Annotated in this window: 18 protein-coding genes and 3 pseudogenes; 17 read left to right on the top strand and 4 right to left on the bottom strand. The window is 41.1% G+C overall.

What is annotated here, in order from left to right:
* Position 1 precedes the first annotated feature (1 nt).
* The 3 genes from ABT996_RS06170 to ABT996_RS06160 all read right to left on the bottom strand — a co-directional run bounded on the left by ABT996_RS06170 (position 2) and on the right by ABT996_RS06160 (position 2,627).
* Positions 2–1,279: an MFS transporter gene (locus ABT996_RS06170; protein WP_035448654.1), complete on the bottom strand. Its 1,278-nt coding sequence runs from the start codon at positions 1,277–1,279 to the stop codon at positions 2–4.
* Between the two features lie 179 nt (positions 1,280–1,458).
* Positions 1,459–2,022, bottom strand: a complete 564-nt coding sequence (locus ABT996_RS06165; protein ID WP_010688366.1) for a GNAT family N-acetyltransferase — start codon at positions 2,020–2,022, stop codon at positions 1,459–1,461.
* The gene (locus ABT996_RS06160; protein WP_035448652.1) at positions 2,019–2,627 is read right to left on the bottom strand and encodes a sugar O-acetyltransferase; all 609 of its coding nucleotides are present in this window, start codon (positions 2,625–2,627) and stop codon (positions 2,019–2,021) included. The genes ABT996_RS06165 and ABT996_RS06160 overlap by 4 nt, the downstream gene beginning before the upstream one ends.
* A gap of 418 nt (positions 2,628–3,045) precedes the next feature.
* Between ABT996_RS06160 and ABT996_RS06155 the strand changes: the two are divergent.
* The 4 genes and pseudogenes from ABT996_RS06155 (at position 3,046) to ABT996_RS06140 (ending at position 6,795) form a co-directional block, all read left to right on the top strand.
* A pseudogene (locus ABT996_RS06155) lies at positions 3,046–4,336 on the top strand (MFS transporter).
* A 190-nt stretch (positions 4,337–4,526) separates the two neighbouring features.
* On the top strand, positions 4,527–5,672 hold the full coding sequence (locus ABT996_RS06150) for a DUF3114 domain-containing protein (RefSeq protein WP_035448650.1): 1,146 nt from the start codon (positions 4,527–4,529) through the stop codon (positions 5,670–5,672).
* A gap of 24 nt (positions 5,673–5,696) precedes the next feature.
* Positions 5,697–6,053, top strand: a complete 357-nt coding sequence (locus ABT996_RS06145) for a PadR family transcriptional regulator (protein WP_035448648.1) — start codon at positions 5,697–5,699, stop codon at positions 6,051–6,053.
* Positions 6,028–6,795, top strand: a complete 768-nt coding sequence (locus ABT996_RS06140; protein ID WP_010688361.1) for a DUF1129 family protein — start codon at positions 6,028–6,030, stop codon at positions 6,793–6,795. Before ABT996_RS06145 ends, ABT996_RS06140 begins: the two co-directional genes overlap by 26 nt.
* 200 nt (positions 6,796–6,995) lie before the next feature.
* On the opposite strand, the gene ABT996_RS06135 is transcribed toward ABT996_RS06140, so the two are convergent.
* Positions 6,996–7,745: a macro domain-containing protein gene (locus ABT996_RS06135; RefSeq protein ID WP_035448646.1), complete on the bottom strand. Its 750-nt coding sequence runs from the start codon at positions 7,743–7,745 to the stop codon at positions 6,996–6,998.
* Between the two features lie 225 nt (positions 7,746–7,970).
* Here ABT996_RS06135 and ABT996_RS06130 point away from each other — a divergent pair, with 225 nt between their 5' ends.
* From ABT996_RS06130 to ABT996_RS06070, 13 genes and pseudogenes are all read left to right on the top strand, one after another.
* The gene (locus ABT996_RS06130; protein ID WP_005919046.1) at positions 7,971–8,285 is read left to right on the top strand and encodes a response regulator; all 315 of its coding nucleotides are present in this window, start codon (positions 7,971–7,973) and stop codon (positions 8,283–8,285) included.
* Between the two features lie 91 nt (positions 8,286–8,376).
* Positions 8,377–8,985 carry a metallophosphoesterase family protein gene (locus ABT996_RS06125; RefSeq protein ID WP_005919050.1) on the top strand — a complete coding sequence of 203 codons (609 nt, stop codon included), beginning with the start codon at positions 8,377–8,379 and terminating at the stop codon, positions 8,983–8,985.
* Positions 8,982–9,788: an alpha/beta hydrolase gene (locus tag ABT996_RS06120; protein WP_035448644.1), complete on the top strand. Its 807-nt coding sequence runs from the start codon at positions 8,982–8,984 to the stop codon at positions 9,786–9,788. The genes ABT996_RS06125 and ABT996_RS06120 overlap by 4 nt, the downstream gene beginning before the upstream one ends.
* A 3-nt stretch (positions 9,789–9,791) precedes the next feature.
* Entirely contained in the window at positions 9,792–10,418 is a 627-nt protein-coding gene (locus tag ABT996_RS06115; protein WP_035448641.1) for an HAD family hydrolase, read from the top strand.
* Between the two features lie 64 nt (positions 10,419–10,482).
* Positions 10,483–10,668: pseudogene (locus ABT996_RS06110) on the top strand (nucleoside transporter C-terminal domain-containing protein); the annotation flags it as partial.
* Between the two features lie 22 nt (positions 10,669–10,690).
* A complete protein-coding gene (rihA, locus tag ABT996_RS06105) occupies positions 10,691–11,629 on the top strand; it encodes a pyrimidine-specific ribonucleoside hydrolase RihA (RefSeq protein WP_035448639.1) in 939 nt (312 codons plus the stop codon).
* Between the two features lie 213 nt (positions 11,630–11,842).
* Complete coding sequence (locus ABT996_RS06100; protein WP_052006375.1) at positions 11,843–12,376, top strand: PfkB family carbohydrate kinase; 534 nt, start codon at positions 11,843–11,845, stop codon at positions 12,374–12,376.
* On the top strand, positions 12,328–12,603 hold the full coding sequence (locus ABT996_RS06095; RefSeq protein WP_035448637.1) for a hypothetical protein: 276 nt from the start codon (positions 12,328–12,330) through the stop codon (positions 12,601–12,603). The genes ABT996_RS06100 and ABT996_RS06095 overlap by 49 nt, the downstream gene beginning before the upstream one ends.
* Before the next feature lie 65 nt (positions 12,604–12,668).
* Entirely contained in the window at positions 12,669–12,995 is a 327-nt protein-coding gene (locus tag ABT996_RS06090; protein ID WP_146024643.1) for a hypothetical protein, read from the top strand.
* Positions 12,996–13,480: 485 nt separating this feature from the next.
* Positions 13,481–14,299 (top strand): sugar-phosphatase, encoded by an 819-nt coding sequence (gene yidA / locus ABT996_RS06085; protein ID WP_035448633.1) that lies wholly within the window; start codon positions 13,481–13,483, stop codon positions 14,297–14,299.
* A 258-nt stretch (positions 14,300–14,557) separates the two neighbouring features.
* Positions 14,558–15,037, top strand: a complete 480-nt coding sequence (locus ABT996_RS06080; RefSeq protein ID WP_225361416.1) for a PTS sugar transporter subunit IIB — start codon at positions 14,558–14,560, stop codon at positions 15,035–15,037.
* Between the two features lie 14 nt (positions 15,038–15,051).
* Positions 15,052–16,040 (top strand): annotated as a pseudogene (locus ABT996_RS06075) (PTS transporter subunit IIC); the annotation flags it as partial.
* 162 nt (positions 16,041–16,202) lie between these two features.
* Positions 16,203–16,412, top strand: coding sequence for a helix-turn-helix domain-containing protein (locus tag ABT996_RS06070; protein WP_035448631.1), 210 nt, complete (start codon positions 16,203–16,205; stop codon positions 16,410–16,412).
* Positions 16,413–16,418 lie beyond the last annotated feature (6 nt).

Raw genomic sequence — 16,418 nt, 5'->3', positions numbered from 1 at the left:
GTTATTTTTCTAGTGGCTGTCCGTTAACAAATTCGTTGTCTTTTTTGATGATAAAGAAACCGTAGATACCAGTGATCAAGACGATGAGGGCGATGATCTTAAATGTCATGCTGTAGCCCATCGAATCACGCAAGATCCCTAGTGGTGTTGATAAGATAATTTGCCCAACTTGAGCTGCGATCTGAAATCCGATCATATATAAAGTTGCCGATAATTTAGTATCAAAATGCAAGGTAAAGTAACGAAAGATCGAAAGAACAAAGAGTGGAACTTCGAGTGAGTGGAGCATTTTGACACCAGAGATCGCGATCGGATCAGTGATAAAACCGCAAAGACCGATACGCAAACACATGATGGCCGTTCCTAAAAGTAAAGTTTTTCGGACACCGATCTTTTTCATAAGGATCGGCACTAGACCAAGCATCAATGCTTCAATGAAAACTTGGATACTATTCAAAGTTCCGTATGTCTGTTGGCCTACTTCGGCAGAAGAAAAGAGGCTGGTGTAAAATTCAGGGAACATTTGCTGATCGAAAACGTTATAGAAAGTCCAAGAAAACATTACAAAAAAGATGATCTGCCAAAGGACAGGCAACTTGAGCAACCCAAACATATCCTTTAATTTAGGGGTAGAGTTATCTGATTTTAGCTCATCGATTGCTTTTAAAGCATCGCGTTCTTCTTTAGGTTTCCAAAACAGCAGGTCTAAAAGCAAGAAAAGCCCGATCAAGGAACCGCCGATGAAGTTGAGGTTTGGATCTTTGACAAAGATAAACCCGGCAATCAGCGCGGAAACAGCGTAACCAAATGAGCCCCATGCCCGTGATTGGCCATAAGCAAAACCAAAGACGCGCGAAAAACGTTCAGTAGTCGCTTCTAAGACCCCGACAGCTGAGAGGTAAGCTGCCGACAAGAAGAGTGCTCCGAGCCATGCACCTAGCATAAAGTGACTTTGAAGCAAGGGAGCATAAACAAAGATGAAAAATGGAGCGATCAAAGTTGCCAGAATAGCATTAAAGATCAATAAGTGCCGTTTGATGAATAATTTATCCTGGATCGTGCCATAGATGAACATTAGAACCAAGCTGGCGACTGAGTTGATCGAAAAGATAGTCCCAACTTCGCTACCTGAGAGGCCTAAACCATTTGACTTAGAAGTTAACCAAAGTTGGAAAAAGCTCCACCAGATGCCCCATGAAGCAAAGAATAAAAACATGGTGCTCGAACTTTGGAGATACGATGGATTTTTTAAATTACCGAGTTTATGTTGCCAATTCATTAAATTTCACCTTCCCAAATTAGAATCAAAAAAATGTCAACCGGTTGACATTTTTTGTGTTAGCGCTTTCTTTCTATAATTTAGTTATATCATTTATTTCCTCTTTGTGTCAACCGGTTAACATAAATTTAAAAAATAAATAGCCTGACCCTGAAGAAATAGCAAAGTCAGGCGTAATTTTAATGGGGAGTGGACGCCGTATATTCAGCCTGAGTGATCATCCAAAGGTTGGTATCGAGCATCCCAGCGGCTGAAGGTAAATAGTTTGGTAAAGTCCCGATACATTTCAGCCCGATCTTTTCAAGGACACGGGCACTTTGCGGATTAGATGTGAGCTGGTAAGCTTGGATGTATTTTAGGTCTAAGTGTTGAAAGGCTAGCTCTAGCAGTGCTTGGGCAGCTTCGGGAGCTAGGCCTTGGCCCCAAAATTTACGATTGAGAACATAGCCGATCTCAGCACCATGTGGGGTCAGATCCATTAAGCTGATCGTCCCAATAAATTTATTTGTTTGCCGATGAATGATCCCAAATCGACCTAAAGGAGCCACCATGAAGTGATCAGCGATAGCTTTTTGAGTGTCAGCTAAAGTTTGGTGTTGCTCAAAACTAACATATTCGATCACTTTAGGATCGCTCGCATATTCAAACATATCAGCGGCATCACTTAACTGAATTGGCCGAAGCGTCAGCCGACTGGTTTCAAGCGTTGCATATTTTGCTAAAGGTAGATTCAAAGATGTCATGTTAACTCCTCCCATCTTATTTGGCGGTCTTTAAAGTAATATTTACGGTCATGTTCATTTAGCGGACGCAATATCTTACAAGGATCGCCGACTGCAACTACATTGGCGGGGAGATCTTTAGTGACGACACTCCCAGCGCCGACTACCGTGTTATCACCGATCGTAATGCCGGGTAAAACGACGACTCCAGCTCCTAACCAGCAATTTTTTCCGATATGGATCGCTTGATTATGTTGGTAGCCTGCTTGTCTGAGTTCGGGTAAGATCGGGTGCCCGGCTGTTGCTAAAGTCACGTTGGGGCCAAACATTGTATGATCTCCAACATGGATATAAGTATCATCGACCACAGTTAAATTAAAATTAGCGTAGATATGATCACCAAAGTAACAATGTTTACCTCCAAAATTAGCATGAAAAGGTGGTTCGATATAGCAATTTGGTCCGATCTTGCCAAACATTTTTTGTAATAGTTCACGGCGCTTTTTTTGTTCACGGGGGCGCGTCTGATTGAAATCGTAGAGCAATTCTAGGCAGGCGGTTTGTTCGGCTACAATCGTCTCATCGGTAGGTAGATATAGTTCGCCGGTATGCAATTTTTCACGCATACCATCACTTCCTTTCAAAATAATTTTTATAAAGTATACGCTATCAAAAAGCGGAAAACAAGCATCTTAACTGTTATTTCTAAAATTTTAATTAATATTCTTGTTGTTTTTTAATTTATTGTGTGATAAACTTTGGCTTATCAAATTTAAGTGAGGCGAAAAAAGATGAGAACAATGGCTAAACGATCTCAAGCCAACAACAGCATTATTATTATTCGGATCATTTCTTAGGTGGTGCGGATAGTTTAGCTCGTCTGCATCACAGCTGGTGCAGACAGGAAGTCTCGATCTTTTAGGCGCGACAACTGTTTGACGAAAATGGTTGGCGCGCCTTTTTTGTAGCTTAAATTTCAAAGGAGGGTCGAAAATATCGAGTAGTTATGGTGCAGTAGATACATAAGTAAAGGGGACGATAGAAATGGAAACAAAATTACAGGAAACAGCAGTTGTTAGAAGTTCAGTCAAGACGGTGATCTTAGCTTCGATGATCGGGACAGCGGTCGAATTTTTTGATTTTTATGCTTACGGGACAGCTGCAGCTGCGTACTTTCCCAAGGTCTTTTTCCCACAGATGACACCACTATTGGCAACGGTCTTGAGTTTATTGACTTTTGGTGTCCCGCCCAGTCGGCTCATTTTTATTCGGGCATTTTGGCGATAGCTTGGGTCGCAAGAAGACCTTAGTATTATCGATGCTAGTCATGGGAGGTGCAACGATCGCGATCGGCTTTTTACCGGGTTATCACAGTGTTGGAGTTTGGGGTGCGTTACTCTTATGCGCTTGTCGTTTTGTCCAAGGGATCGGGCTTGGCGGTGAGTGGTCAGGGGCAGTTTTAGTAGCAACAGAAAACGCACCAGCTGATAAACGCGCTTTATACGGAGCATTCCCAGAAGTTGGTGCTCCACTGGGATTTTTCTTGTGTAATGGTTTATTTTTTGTACTTGAAAAATTATTGACGCCACAGCAGATGTTAGCTTTTGGCTGGCGCGTACCATTTTTAGTTTCTGCGGTATTGGTAGTGATCGGTTTATATGTACGTCATCATTTGCAAGAGACACCGTTATTCCAAATGGCACAAGAAAATGACACCACGACTAAGACGCCACTTAAGGAACTCTTTTCCTGCTATTGGAAAGATATCGTTAAAGGAACATTTATCATGGGTGGGACTTATGCGATGTTTTACACTTTGACGACTTGGTCTTTAGCATATGCGACGACAGCGTTGGGCTTTAGCCATTCGGAAATGTTGTTGTTTTTGATGGGAGCGATCGTTGAATTTGCAGTCTTGATCATGACGACTTCGATGTTAGCGGATAAAGTTGGACGTAAAAAGGTATTATTGACAGCTACAGTTGGCTTAGTTGGTTTTTCGTTAGTCTTCCCGTATTTTTTAAGTGGTCAACACAATGTTTTAGGGATGTTTCTCTTCTTAAATGTTGGCTTTGTCATCATGGGAACACTGTATGGCCCAGTTGGTGCGGTCTTACCAGAGCTTTTCCCGACCAAAGTTCGTTACTCAGGTGCGGGAATCACGTATAATTTAGCAGCGGTAGTAGGTGCTGCCGTAGCTCCATCAGTAACGACTTGGCTGATCGCACGTTTTGGTCTCCACGCAGCGGGATTATATATGTTCGTCCTAGCAGTAGCTTCAGTTATCGCTTGGTTGACAACTAAGGAAACTAAGGATGTGGATTATACTAAATAGAGTGTTTGCCTGCACGGGTAGCTCCGTATAAATAATGGTGTCCTACTTATGATGCGTATTTTGCGTCATAAGTAGGACACTGTTATTTTCTAGGAGTTGCTTTTTCTCACACGTTTTTGCAAAATAAGTCATTTGCGTGAAAAGAAAGTTATTTTCATGGTATTGTTACTTAAAAAGCGAAAGGAATACGATGGAGATGATGAACTTAGAGCAGCAATTGTCAAATTTAGCCAAAGAAGGTTGGGATAAGCGCAGTTTACGCTATTACCGGCGAAACTATTTCAAACAAGCTGCTAGCGCACCGATAGATTGTTGGCAAGAGATCCATGAAGTTGGGACCCCACTATATACTAAAATGTTGCAGCGCTCTTGGTTGCCAGCACGCTTGAAAATTCAGTTAGTGTTGAATCATTTGGGAACATATGTAGATGAACATAACTTTTTACAGCTTGCTCCAACAGCTAAATATCATATTTGGGCTGACCTCGCACCGTTAGCTGAATTTAATGTGCTTTTTAGAACTTTAGTCTTGCAATTATATGGAAAAGCACCTAAGAATAGCCGACCGTTAGTACAAGAAAATTCTGATTTTACTCGATGCTTAAATCTTTTCCGGGGTTATATCGATCGGCAAGCCATCAGTTATTTACGTCAAACATATCCGGTTTTGCCCAATGATTTTTGGCGTTTAGCCGTTTATGCCAAGCAATGTGGCGTGGAGCTGGATTTTGAAACGGGGGCAAATTATCACAATCGCCACTTAGCTGAACAAAGTGATTTTGTACCAGAAAATATGAAGGTACAACTAGCTAAAAACTCGAGCTATGGGTATTTTTCGCGTTTCAACGATGCACGAATGGTAGAATTTATCATCAATGTCGATACGTTGGAGTTTGTCAGTCAGTGGAATGTGATCAAGCAGGAAAAAACAGGAAAATTTTGTTCAGATCCTGAAAAATACACCGTTTCAGAATTGCGAGCATTGGCAGATACTGAATCTTTTAATTATGGGATCCCACATGGAAAAGGGCGTGTGCCGTGGCGCTATCGCTATTCACATGGCAATCTTGATGGTGTTAATCCGCTTGAATCTGATCTGCGGAAACGGGCGAAAAAGTTCTGGCATGCAGATGGTGATGCTAAAAAAGAGGCAAACGGTTACGGAGATCTAGTAAATAGTAATGGTATCGCTGACATTTTATGCTGGCAAAATGTTTCACGTGAAAACCGCTTAGCACTATATCGGAACTACACCAGTTGGTTATATCAGACAAAGCGCACATCTACAGGGATATTTCGCTATTATGCTTTACATAGTAGTGGAGAAAATATATAATTGGGGCGTAGGAGGGTGAAGCTGATGAATAATTCACAACTGTTGAAAGGAACGTTGGAAGGCTGTGTCTTATTAGTGATCAGCCAACAAGAAGTTTATGGCTATGAATTAGTTACCAAGCTACAGAATTTAGGCTTTTTTGATCTCAGTGCAGGGACGGTCTATCCTCTTTTACAAAAACTAGAAAGGCAAGGCTATTTAGAAAGTCAGTTACGTGCGTCAAATGAGGGACCAAAGCGAAAGTATTATCACTTAACTACTAGTGGCCAAATGCAGACCCAAAATTTTATTACTGATTGGCAACAACTTATAGCGACAGTGACAGCGGTCATCGAACAGACAGGGGAAAATATGGATGGAGCTATTGAGCGAACAAAATAACCATTTACGTGAAAAGTTAACGCCTGAGAATCGAAAATATTACGAAAAGCTTTTGTTATATTTACGGGCAAAAGGTAAAGACGAGGTAGTAACAGAAGAAATATTGTTAGAGATCTTGCAGGATATGCTCGAAGCGCAGGCGGAAGGGCAAACAGCACAACAATATTTTGGCACTGATCCTAAGATGGCAGCCGATGAACTACTAACTGAGATAAATGCTGATAAGCAAACGAACTTAAAAGAAAAGTTGAGTCTGAGTGTATTCATCTTTTGTTTGCTAACATTATTAGCATTTATGCATACCGAGATCGATCTTGTCGAATATGTTATTGAGATAGTCGGGATGGTCATTTTACTCAACATCATGCTTACTTTGCTGGGCAATGATGCTTTCAACCGTGTCCCGTGGCGTAGCTATTTGGGCACGGGTGTAGCATTCATGATCTATTTAGGGGTATTGCTATTGAGTGATCATTTTACGCCAAAAACTTTGATCTATCCCCTTGGCCCTACGATACTGTGGGGGATCGGGCTGTTATTTGTGATTTATCTAGGACTATATTTTAAGTGGCCTGATTACTTTCGTAGTGGGCTTTTCTATATTGTAGCTTTAGCTTTTGTGGCTACGTTGGTGCATTTACCGCTCACAAGTAACATTTTTCAAACACTTTGGGGCCAAGTGAGTTTAATGGTGGTGTTTGCACTGATCTTAACATTTAAAGCATTCAAATTTAAGAAATAAATTTTATCTAGGTGAAGTAGGCAAAGTCATAGAAAATACGTTGACTATTAGCTATATTTACAAAGAATTAGGTAAATAGATTGGCTAGCTTAGGTATCTTGATCGGCTGGCGAAGACACAAGAGATCTGATAAGTAGTCACTGAGTGTTGATACAACAAAAGAGGAGCTGAGACTCATAGAGTTTCAGCTCCTTTTTTGGCTAGTTATTTAATAAATAGTGGTAAAGATTACGATCGATGTCTTTATAAGGGCAAAAAATGATTTTTACTTCAGGATGTTTAGCATGAAAGCTTTCAGTGACATCGAGTGCGATCTGAGCAGCTAATGGGCTGGGGAAATTTTTATGTCCAGTCCCTAGACTGCAAAAAGCTATCGAGCGGAGGTTATTTTCTAGCGCTAATGTCAAAGTAGCCTCATAGCAAGCAGCTAGCTGTTGTTGGAGTTGTAAGGTCAGTTCGCCCGTAACTTTAGGTGCTAAGGCATGAATGATGTGTTGGGCTGGTAGATGGTGCCCAGCAGTGATCCGAGCTTGGCCAGGTTTTAGGTGCGTGTGTTGCATCACCAAAGCACATTCTTCGCGCAACCGACTCCCGGCTAGAACGTGGATCTCATTGTCCAAACAGATATGTTCTGGTTCAAAGCAGCCAAGCATTTGGTCTGAAGCAGAATTGACGATCGCATCGACTTTCAATCGTGTTAGATCACCTTTGGCCAAATATATTCCCGGTCTATATTCGGTTAGATCGCTGAGTTCAACGTAGCCGCGCTTTTGCCAGATGAGATCTAATAGTTGATCTTCTTGTTGTAAGTAATGTTTGGGTAAGTCTCCTGGCTGGCGTCTAGTCACAAGTTGACGCCAGTAGGCAAATTGGGCTGAGACATCAGTTGGAAAAGGCCCGGTTGGTGCAAGTTTAGTGATCAATTCGGGTAAGAGTTCGGTAATTTGCATAAAATATATTCGCTTCCGTTACAGATTGGCGGTCCTTTGTTGTTTCAAGCCGTCACTTCATTATAGAAAAATTTTTAAGAATTTTACAGTGGATAGGTCTGAGCTTTTTGAGAATAGATTTCTTGTATTAAGGTAAGAAAGTGATTCAAAGTGAGTTGACCTTGCATAAATAATGATCCCCTATGATGCAAAATGCAACACGCATCATAGGGGGATCATTATTTAATGGGAGTTGTGTTACCGTTGATGGACGGTTTTACCCTGATCGAAAAGTTACGCCAAAAAGGAAATATCGTTCCCGTCTTGATCTTGACGGCTAAAGACTCCCTAGCCAATCGGGTCAAGGGCTTAGATATCGGGGCGGACAATTATTTGGTGCGACCCTTTGAATTTGAAGAATTACTAGCGCGGATCCGGGCCTTGCTTCGGCGAAAAAAGCGGGAAGTTTTAAGTGATACGGTCCAGCTTAAGGATGTGACCATCAATATTGCTAAAAAACAGGTCAAAAGAGCTGAGAAAATTATCAAGCTGACCGCTTAAGCGGGGATCAGGCTACGTTATCGAAGAAGCGTGACTTTGGTTTTGCGCTAGCTACCTAAGACGGTTATACTAAGTTTTGGGGGGTGAAGTGATGATATTTGTAACTTCAGATACGCATTTTTTTGATGAACATTTGTTAGGGATCACGGATTTTGCGGTCCGTCCTTTTTTGTTAGCCTCAATGATGAATGAAGCGATCATTGAAAATTGGAATAAAGTGGTCGATCCAAGCGATACGGTCTATCATTTAGGTGATATCGCCGTGCATTTTATCCGGCCGGAAAGAAAGGCCCAGCAAGACGTTTATGATGTTTTAAAACGTTTGAATGGCAATTTAGTGTTGATCAAGGGAAATCACGATAATCGAGATTTATTTAAATATTTAGCCAAACACAATTATGAGGTCAACGGCAAGCCTAAGTTTACTTTCCATGACGTAGGTGCCTTGATCAAATACGATCACCGCCAATACTACCTGACACACTATCCACTGATGCTTGGTATCGCACCAAAGATCATCAACTTACACGGCCATATCCATCACTATGCCGTCAATGCTAAGGAAAATATCAATGTTGGAGTGGATTCACCAGAATTTGATTATCTAACAACTAAACCAGAATTTGGCCAGCCACTTTCAATGGCACAAGTTGAAGCGATCGTTGAAGCTAAAAAGGATGATTATTTAAAGAGACGATGAAAAAGATACTAAAAATATTATTAGGCCTCGTAGCGTGCTTGCTATTTAGCATGCAGACCGCCCAAGCTAAAGAAAATATCCCGACGCTTTTTGTTCACGGTTGGGGCAGTAGTTACCGCGCTGAGGAGCACATGGTCAAGGCAGCTGTCAAAGCTAAAGTGACTAATACCATTGTGCACATTGATGTCGATATTTACGGGCAGGCCCACTTAGTTGGGAATTTACCTAAAAATGCCAAGGATCCATTGGTCGAGATCAATTTTGAAAATAACAAGAATGTCAATGCGATGATGGAAGCGCAATATTTAAAAGCAGCCGTTGAGCTTTTACAGACTAAGTATAAATTTAAAAAGCTAAACTTTGTCGGACATTCGATGGGTAATTCGGCGATCTTATTTTATTTGCGCGATAACGCTGGTGATCCTAATTTACCCAAATTAAATAAGCAAGTAGCCTTAGCCGCTTTTCCTAACGGGTTAGTCGACCAAATGCCTGCTGATGTGACGCTTGATCAAGCGGGCAGACCCAATGTCACAGCGGGGGATTTTGAGAATTTTTTAGTTTTACGTGAGACCTATCCAGCAGGGGCAAAGGTGTTGAATATTTATGGTGATGTCTTGGATGGAAGTGAGTCTGATGGACCAGTACCAGTCAAGTCGGCACAAACCTTGCGCTATTTAGTCAGTCCACGCGCTAAAAGTTATCAAGAAAAAGAGATCCGTGGTAAAATGGGGCAACACAGTAAGTTGCACAATAATTCACAAGTTGATCGCGCTTTGATCAAGTTTCTATGGGGGAAATAATAAATGGAAAATTATATGTTTGATTTTGATGGAACTTTGGCTGATTCGGGGGAGACTGCGGTTTTAGCGACTCAAGCGACATTTAAAGATTTTGGGCTCCCTTTGCCAAGTAGTGACCAGATCCGAGGCTACATGGGGATCCCGATCGAAAAGTCATTTCCACTGATGGGAGCTAAGACTGATCTACCAGCGATGTTTACCGGCTTTCGGGAGCATTATCAGGCACTGGAAGCTAGTCAGGTCAAGTTATATCCGGGGATCAAAGAAGTGTTAGCTAAGTTGAAAGAGAATGGTAAAAAGATCTATGCGGTCTCTAGTAAGCACAGTGAAGCACTACGCCGCAATTTAGAGCTTTTGCAGATCGCTACCTACTTCGATGATCTAGTCGGATCAGACCAAGTAGAAAATTATAAACCCGCTCCAGATGGGATCGATGTCTTGTTGGAGCGCTATGGACTTGATCCAGAGCAATCAGTCATGATCGGGGATGCGATCTATGACATCCAAATGGGACATGCAGCAGGAGTCAAAACGGCGGGCGTTCACTGGGGAGCCTTTGATTGGGAGGCTGTCTTGGAACAAAAGCCAACTTTTGCGCTCACAGAAGTCCAACAACTGGGTGAGATCTAAAAATATTAAAAAGCCTTCCGCTTCATTTAGAGAAGTTGGAAGGCTTTTTAAGTGATCATTTAATAATACGATCGTTTCAGCCTATTTGGTCTCATTTGCTAACTTTGGCACGGTCGGGATCATCACTGGTTCATTAAAAGCGATCAGTGAAAAGCAAGGTGCTTAGGTAGCCAAGTTCTCAATGAAACTTTTACTTGGGGCGACCTTAGCATCTGTCTTGACGGGAACGATCGTCGGGCTGTATTTTTAAAGTATGAAAGGACGTGGTGATTTTGACGAAAAAAATTATCTTGGATTGTGATCCAGGACATGATGATGCTTTAGCATTATTGTTAGCAGTAGCTTCTCCAGAAATTGAATTGAAAGCGGTGACAACATCGGCTGAGAATCAGACACCCGAAAAGACTTTGAATAATGCAATGCGGACTTTACAATTATTAGGGCAAACCCAGATCCCCGTGGCTGGTGGCAACCAGACGCCACTAGTCAAAGAATTGGAAACAGCAGGCAATGTTCATGGTGAATCCGGTCTGGATGGGGCTGAGCTACCGACACCGACATTTGAAGTTCAGCCAATGACCGCGATCGAATTGATGGCGAAAGTTTTACGGGAAAGTGATGAAAAGGTGACTTTAGTGGTAACGGGTCCGATGATCAATGCTGCCTTATTCTTGCGCGTCTATCCTGATCTGGCTAAGGAAAAATTAGCGCAGATCGTCTTTATGGGTGGCGCCATGGGACTTGGTAATTGGACACCATCAGTCGAGTTTAATATTTTTGTTGATCCTGAAGCCGCCAAGATCGTATTAAATGCGGGGATCCCATTGGTGATGGCACCGTTAAATGTGACTCATCAAGCACAGATCTTAGAAGATGAGATCAAACAAGTAGGACAGATCGATAATGAAGTAGCCAAAGCCTTTCATGGTTTATTGGAGTTCTTTGGAATTTACCATAAAGATCCTAAATGGGGCTTTGATGGCGCTCCTTTACATGATCCATGTACGATCGCTTGGTTGATCGATGAGACGTTGTTTGAAACTAAGAAAATGAACGTGGATGTTGAAACAACGGGTGAATTGACTCGCGGTGAGACGGTTTGTGATTACTATGAGTTGACGGGTAAAGAAAAGAATACGGAAGTCATGTTAGGGATCGATCGGCCAAGATTTATCCAACTTATCATGGATTCATTGCGCTCATTTGGGTGAGTAAATCAGGTGGTGAAGTTAAAGACACCACCTTTTTTGCGCACTGTAATGAAGTCGTGCTCCGAATTGCAACTCCTAGGAAATAACAATATCTCATCCACGAGGCAAAAAGCGCCTCCTGACTGAGATACCGTTATTTCTACGGAGTTTACCGCAATTCTTTACACTGTAATGGTATAATTGAGCTAATGACATTAACGGAGGAGATTTATTTTGGCAACTAAGCGGGAACAAGAAATTTTAGCACTGATCAAGCAAGATTCCTTGATCACGCAGGCACAATTGGCTGAAAAAACCGGAACGACGCGCTCAAATATCGGATCGCATATCTCTAACTTGATCAAAGAAGGCTTGATCGTTGGTCGGGGTTATGTCTTTCCAGCGGAAAATGAAGTAACTGTGATCGGAGCTGTCAATTTAGACGTATTGGGGGCTGCCAAAGCCCAAGTAAGTACTACAGGATCGACTCCGGGCCGAGTATATTCATTTATCGGAGGGATGGGCTGTAATATTGCTACGAACTTGGATAATCTAGGGCTCAAGACAAAGTTGATCACGGTGTATGGAAATGATACTAACGGTGATCTGTTCCAAGCTGAAGCCCAAAATAATGAGTTAGACCTAAGTGATGCTTTGCGGGTCGAACGTCCGACGGCTACGTATGTGTATTTAAATGATGTCGATGGTCGCCGGATAAATTGCAGTCATGGGGCTGTGAACGTGTCTGTGTCTATGTCGATGGTCTAGGGATCTATTATCAAATACCGACGGCAGCTAAATTTGTCGCCTACCATAAGGCAAAATTAGTCAACACAAACGGTGCTGGCGCAGCGATCATGGCGACTAGTGTCTACGCTAAATTGCAGGCCAAAGATCTTGACCAAACACTAGCTTTGATGCAAAGCGCCGATGCACTTACAGCTCAAGTCATTGAGGCTGTGACACCTAAATTAAGTGAGATCATTGCAGAGTAGAAGATATATGGGAGAGTTGGATCAAGGCTACTAGTGAAGGGCTTGGGTCCGCTGAAGCTTACACATTGGATCTGGTTGAAGGATATATGGAAATAATTGAGGGCGAGAGTTTAGTTGATGATAAACCAACTATCACTAAAGTTACTATTTCAAATGGTCAATTTGAACAAATCAATACTGTTTTAGATAGGTTAGAGATAGATAAATTTCAAGAATACTATATCTTTCCTGGGGTATGTGATGGTACACAATGGTCATTTACTGCTTATTTAGCTAGTGGCAAAATCCTAAAGACAAGTGGGAGTAACGCTTGGCCAGAAGGTTTTGAAGAATTTATTCGTTTATTTGAAACCGTCAGGGGAGATAAAGAACTTTGTGAAGAAGATGATTGAAATATATTTTATGTTGCTTCATAAGGTAGTGGCATATTGATGAGAACACAAAATAATATATGGGGGAATATTTATGGATGGATCGATCGAAAAAAGCTCAATTACAAAATCGAAAAAAACTGCAAAAAGTGTCCTTTCAGATGCAGGGTCATCACCAGATAATATGGAATTTGTGGATAAAAAGTGGGTATGACAGATCTAGTTTCATTGAGCAAAAGTATTCCAACCGTTACGGTAGATAATGAAAAAACACTGACAGATTTTCTATACGATGATGGGGGATATTAAATGGAGCCGTGCTCTGTGTTAGCATACAGCGGTAATAATAGTGGGGAGAACGTTCTGCAAAAATGAGGATCCAACTGCTAAGATATGCCTAAAACTAATTGAGATCAAAGAATTAGTCCAAAAGTATCATTATGTGTTAGTTGATAGCGCTTTAGTGTAGAATATAGATAGATGTAATAGAAGGTAGGAATTTTGTTATGGATATTAAACTGATCGCGATCGATATTGATGGGACTTTGGTCAATTCTAAAGGGAAGCTAACGCCCAAAGTCAAAGAAACCATCAAGCAAGCTACTGCTCAAGGGATCAAAGTCGTTATTTGCACAGGACGTCCGTTAGCAGGAGTGACTGATTTCTTGGCCCAGCTAGATCTAGCGGACCAAGATGACCAATATGTAGTTTGTTTTGGTGGGGCAGTCGTTGAGACCACGAGTGGTAAGCTGATCTTCCAAAAAGGGATCAGCTACGACGATTTTGTCGATTTAGAAGCGATCGCTCGCAAATTAAATTTGCATTTCCAGGCGATCAACACCGATCGGATCTATACGTGTAATAAGGATATTGGCTATTACACACTCTACGAAGCAAACTTGGTGTCGATGCCGGTCTCATATCGGACGCCCGAAGAAATGCGCGAGATCCCGCTTGTTAAAGCTATGTATATCGAAGATGCTGAAATTCTTGACCCTGCGATCGCCAAGCAGGAATATTTTGAACCTGTCAAAGATCGCTTAGACTTGATGAAGACAGCACAATTTTATTACGAAGCCTATGCAAAAGGCGTCAATAAGGGTAATGCACTTGTTAAATTGTGTGAGATCCTTGATTTGACGGCGGATAATGTGATGGCGATCGGGGATGAGGAAAATGATATCTCAATGCTCAAATTTGCAGGTACAGGTGTTGCAATGGGGAATGCGATCCCAGCGGTCAAAGAAGTTGCCACACACCATACCGTGGATAACGACCATGATGGAGTAGCCCAAGCGATCATGGAATTAGCACTGAAAAAATAACGATAAATAGAGGACTTAGACCTATGCTGAACGGTGTAGGTCTATTTTTGTTGTGCAAATTATAAAAAACATCGGATATTAGTGAGTCTTAGTGTTGAAATTCTATTTGAAAATGATGCGTTTTAAGTAAGAAAGAAATAAATTGTTGAGCAATTGGAGGACACCATGCAAAGAAAATACAAGTTAGTTGTTATCGTGATCCTTAGTTTATTTTTGATAGGAGGAGCTAGTATGGCAATCATCAAGTGAGTAGAACATTTGCGGATCGAAAAGCAAAAGCGTCAAAAAGCCGAGTCGATCAAGGAAAGTAAAAAAGAAGTCAAAGACCAAGCCGAAGCCAGACAGAAGATAGCATTGTGGGTCGTACAGCATTATGAAGGAGCGGAACCTATCAAAACAATTGAGGTGGGAAAGATAAAGACACATGGAATATTGGGGGCCGGCGGAAGTAGTGTATCTATTGTTATAAATTCAAAGAAGAAAAATATGATTGAGGGTATAGGAGTTAATGAGCAAGGGAATCCAACAAGTGCAGGATTCTCTTTTTTTAAAGGCTTAGCAAGTGTGTTACCAAAATATGATATTTACGTTTGGATCGCCAAACCAACGCAAGAGATCCAAGATATTTGTGATAACCACGGGATCGCTGATGTCAATGGGGGCAATATTTTGACAGGGAATAATGCTGAAGATTCATTTAGAAAGATCATTTGGGCATTGCAACAAATGGCAAGTTGAAAGAGGTGAGCTAAATGGAAGTCTTAAAAGAGATCGTCAATTTTGTCTTGAATTTAGGTGGTCCTGTGTTTGTGCCACTTATCATGTTGATCATTGCGCTAGTCGCAGGTCTGTCGTTTAAGAAATCATTTATTGCAGCGATCACCTTGGGCGTGGACTTTTCGGGGATGAATCTAGTTGTTAACTATATGCAAGAGATCATTGCACCAGCTGGAAAGGCGATGTCTAAAGCGCTAGGAGTGACTCTAAATGCAGTTGATGCCGGGTGGACCGGTGTGGCAGCGATCACGTGGTCATATAAAGTAGCTTTTCTCTTTTTCCCGTTGTTATTAGCGATCAATTTTGTGATGTTGACCTTCAACTGGACTAAAACGCTCAATGTTAATATGTGGAATGTTTAGAACAAGATTTTTACCTATGTTATCGTGTATTACTTTACCAATAATATGTTTTTAGGCTTTATTGTCGCTTCGATCCAGATCATCTTTGAACTCAAAATCGGTGATGCTTGGCAACGCCACATTGAAGATATGACAGGGATGGAAGGAGTAACGGTCCCGCATTTCATTACGTTATTTGCCGTTATCCTTAATCCGATAAATAAATTATTAGATTACATTCTGATCTTCAACAAGCCATTTGACTCAGAAGCGATCCAAAAAAGATCAGGATCTTCGGGGAAAATAAAGTTATGGGCTTTATCATCGGGATCTTGTTAGGTTTTGGTGCTGGGTATGGATTATCAAAATCATTGATGCTAGCGATCCAAGCTGCAACTGCGATGACACTATTCCCAGTGATCTCTAAATTATTCATGGAGGCTTTGAACCCGATCGCAGATGCTATGAGTAATTTTATTAAAAAACATTTCAAAGATCGCCAAGTTTACATTGGTTTAGATTGGCCAATCTTAGCCGGACGCAGTGAATTTTGGGTGACTGTTATCGTTTTAGTGCCAGTTGAACTACTCTTTGCGATCATCTTGCCAAATAATAATATCCTATCTTAATATGGTTATTTTAGGGACTCTTACTTACTATATTAACTTGATATATATTCAAAGTATATCTAGTATTACGTTATATTTTCCAACTTAATTTAAAGATTTATATATGTTATAATAAAAAAAGTTCTGTTTTTACGGAATTTTTTTAGGAGGATTACTGTGTCATTTGATTATTCTAAATTATGGTCTTTAGTGAGAAAAGAAGGCATAAATAAAACGCAATTGAGAGATAGTATAGGAATAAGTAATGATTGTTTATCAAAACTAAGTAAGAATGAAAGGGTTAGCATGAATACGTTAGCAAAGTTATGTAAGAAATTTAATTGTGATATTGGAGATATAGTGGAATATATAAATGAAGAAGATTAGAGGAAT

This window comes from Ligilactobacillus sp. RTP31139st1_D10_RTP31139_211217, from assembly GCF_040226755.1.
Taxonomy (GTDB): domain Bacteria; phylum Bacillota; class Bacilli; order Lactobacillales; family Lactobacillaceae; genus Ligilactobacillus; species Ligilactobacillus animalis.
Note: the sequence above shows the minus strand (reverse complement) of the source record. Positions and strands in the feature narration are given on the sequence as shown.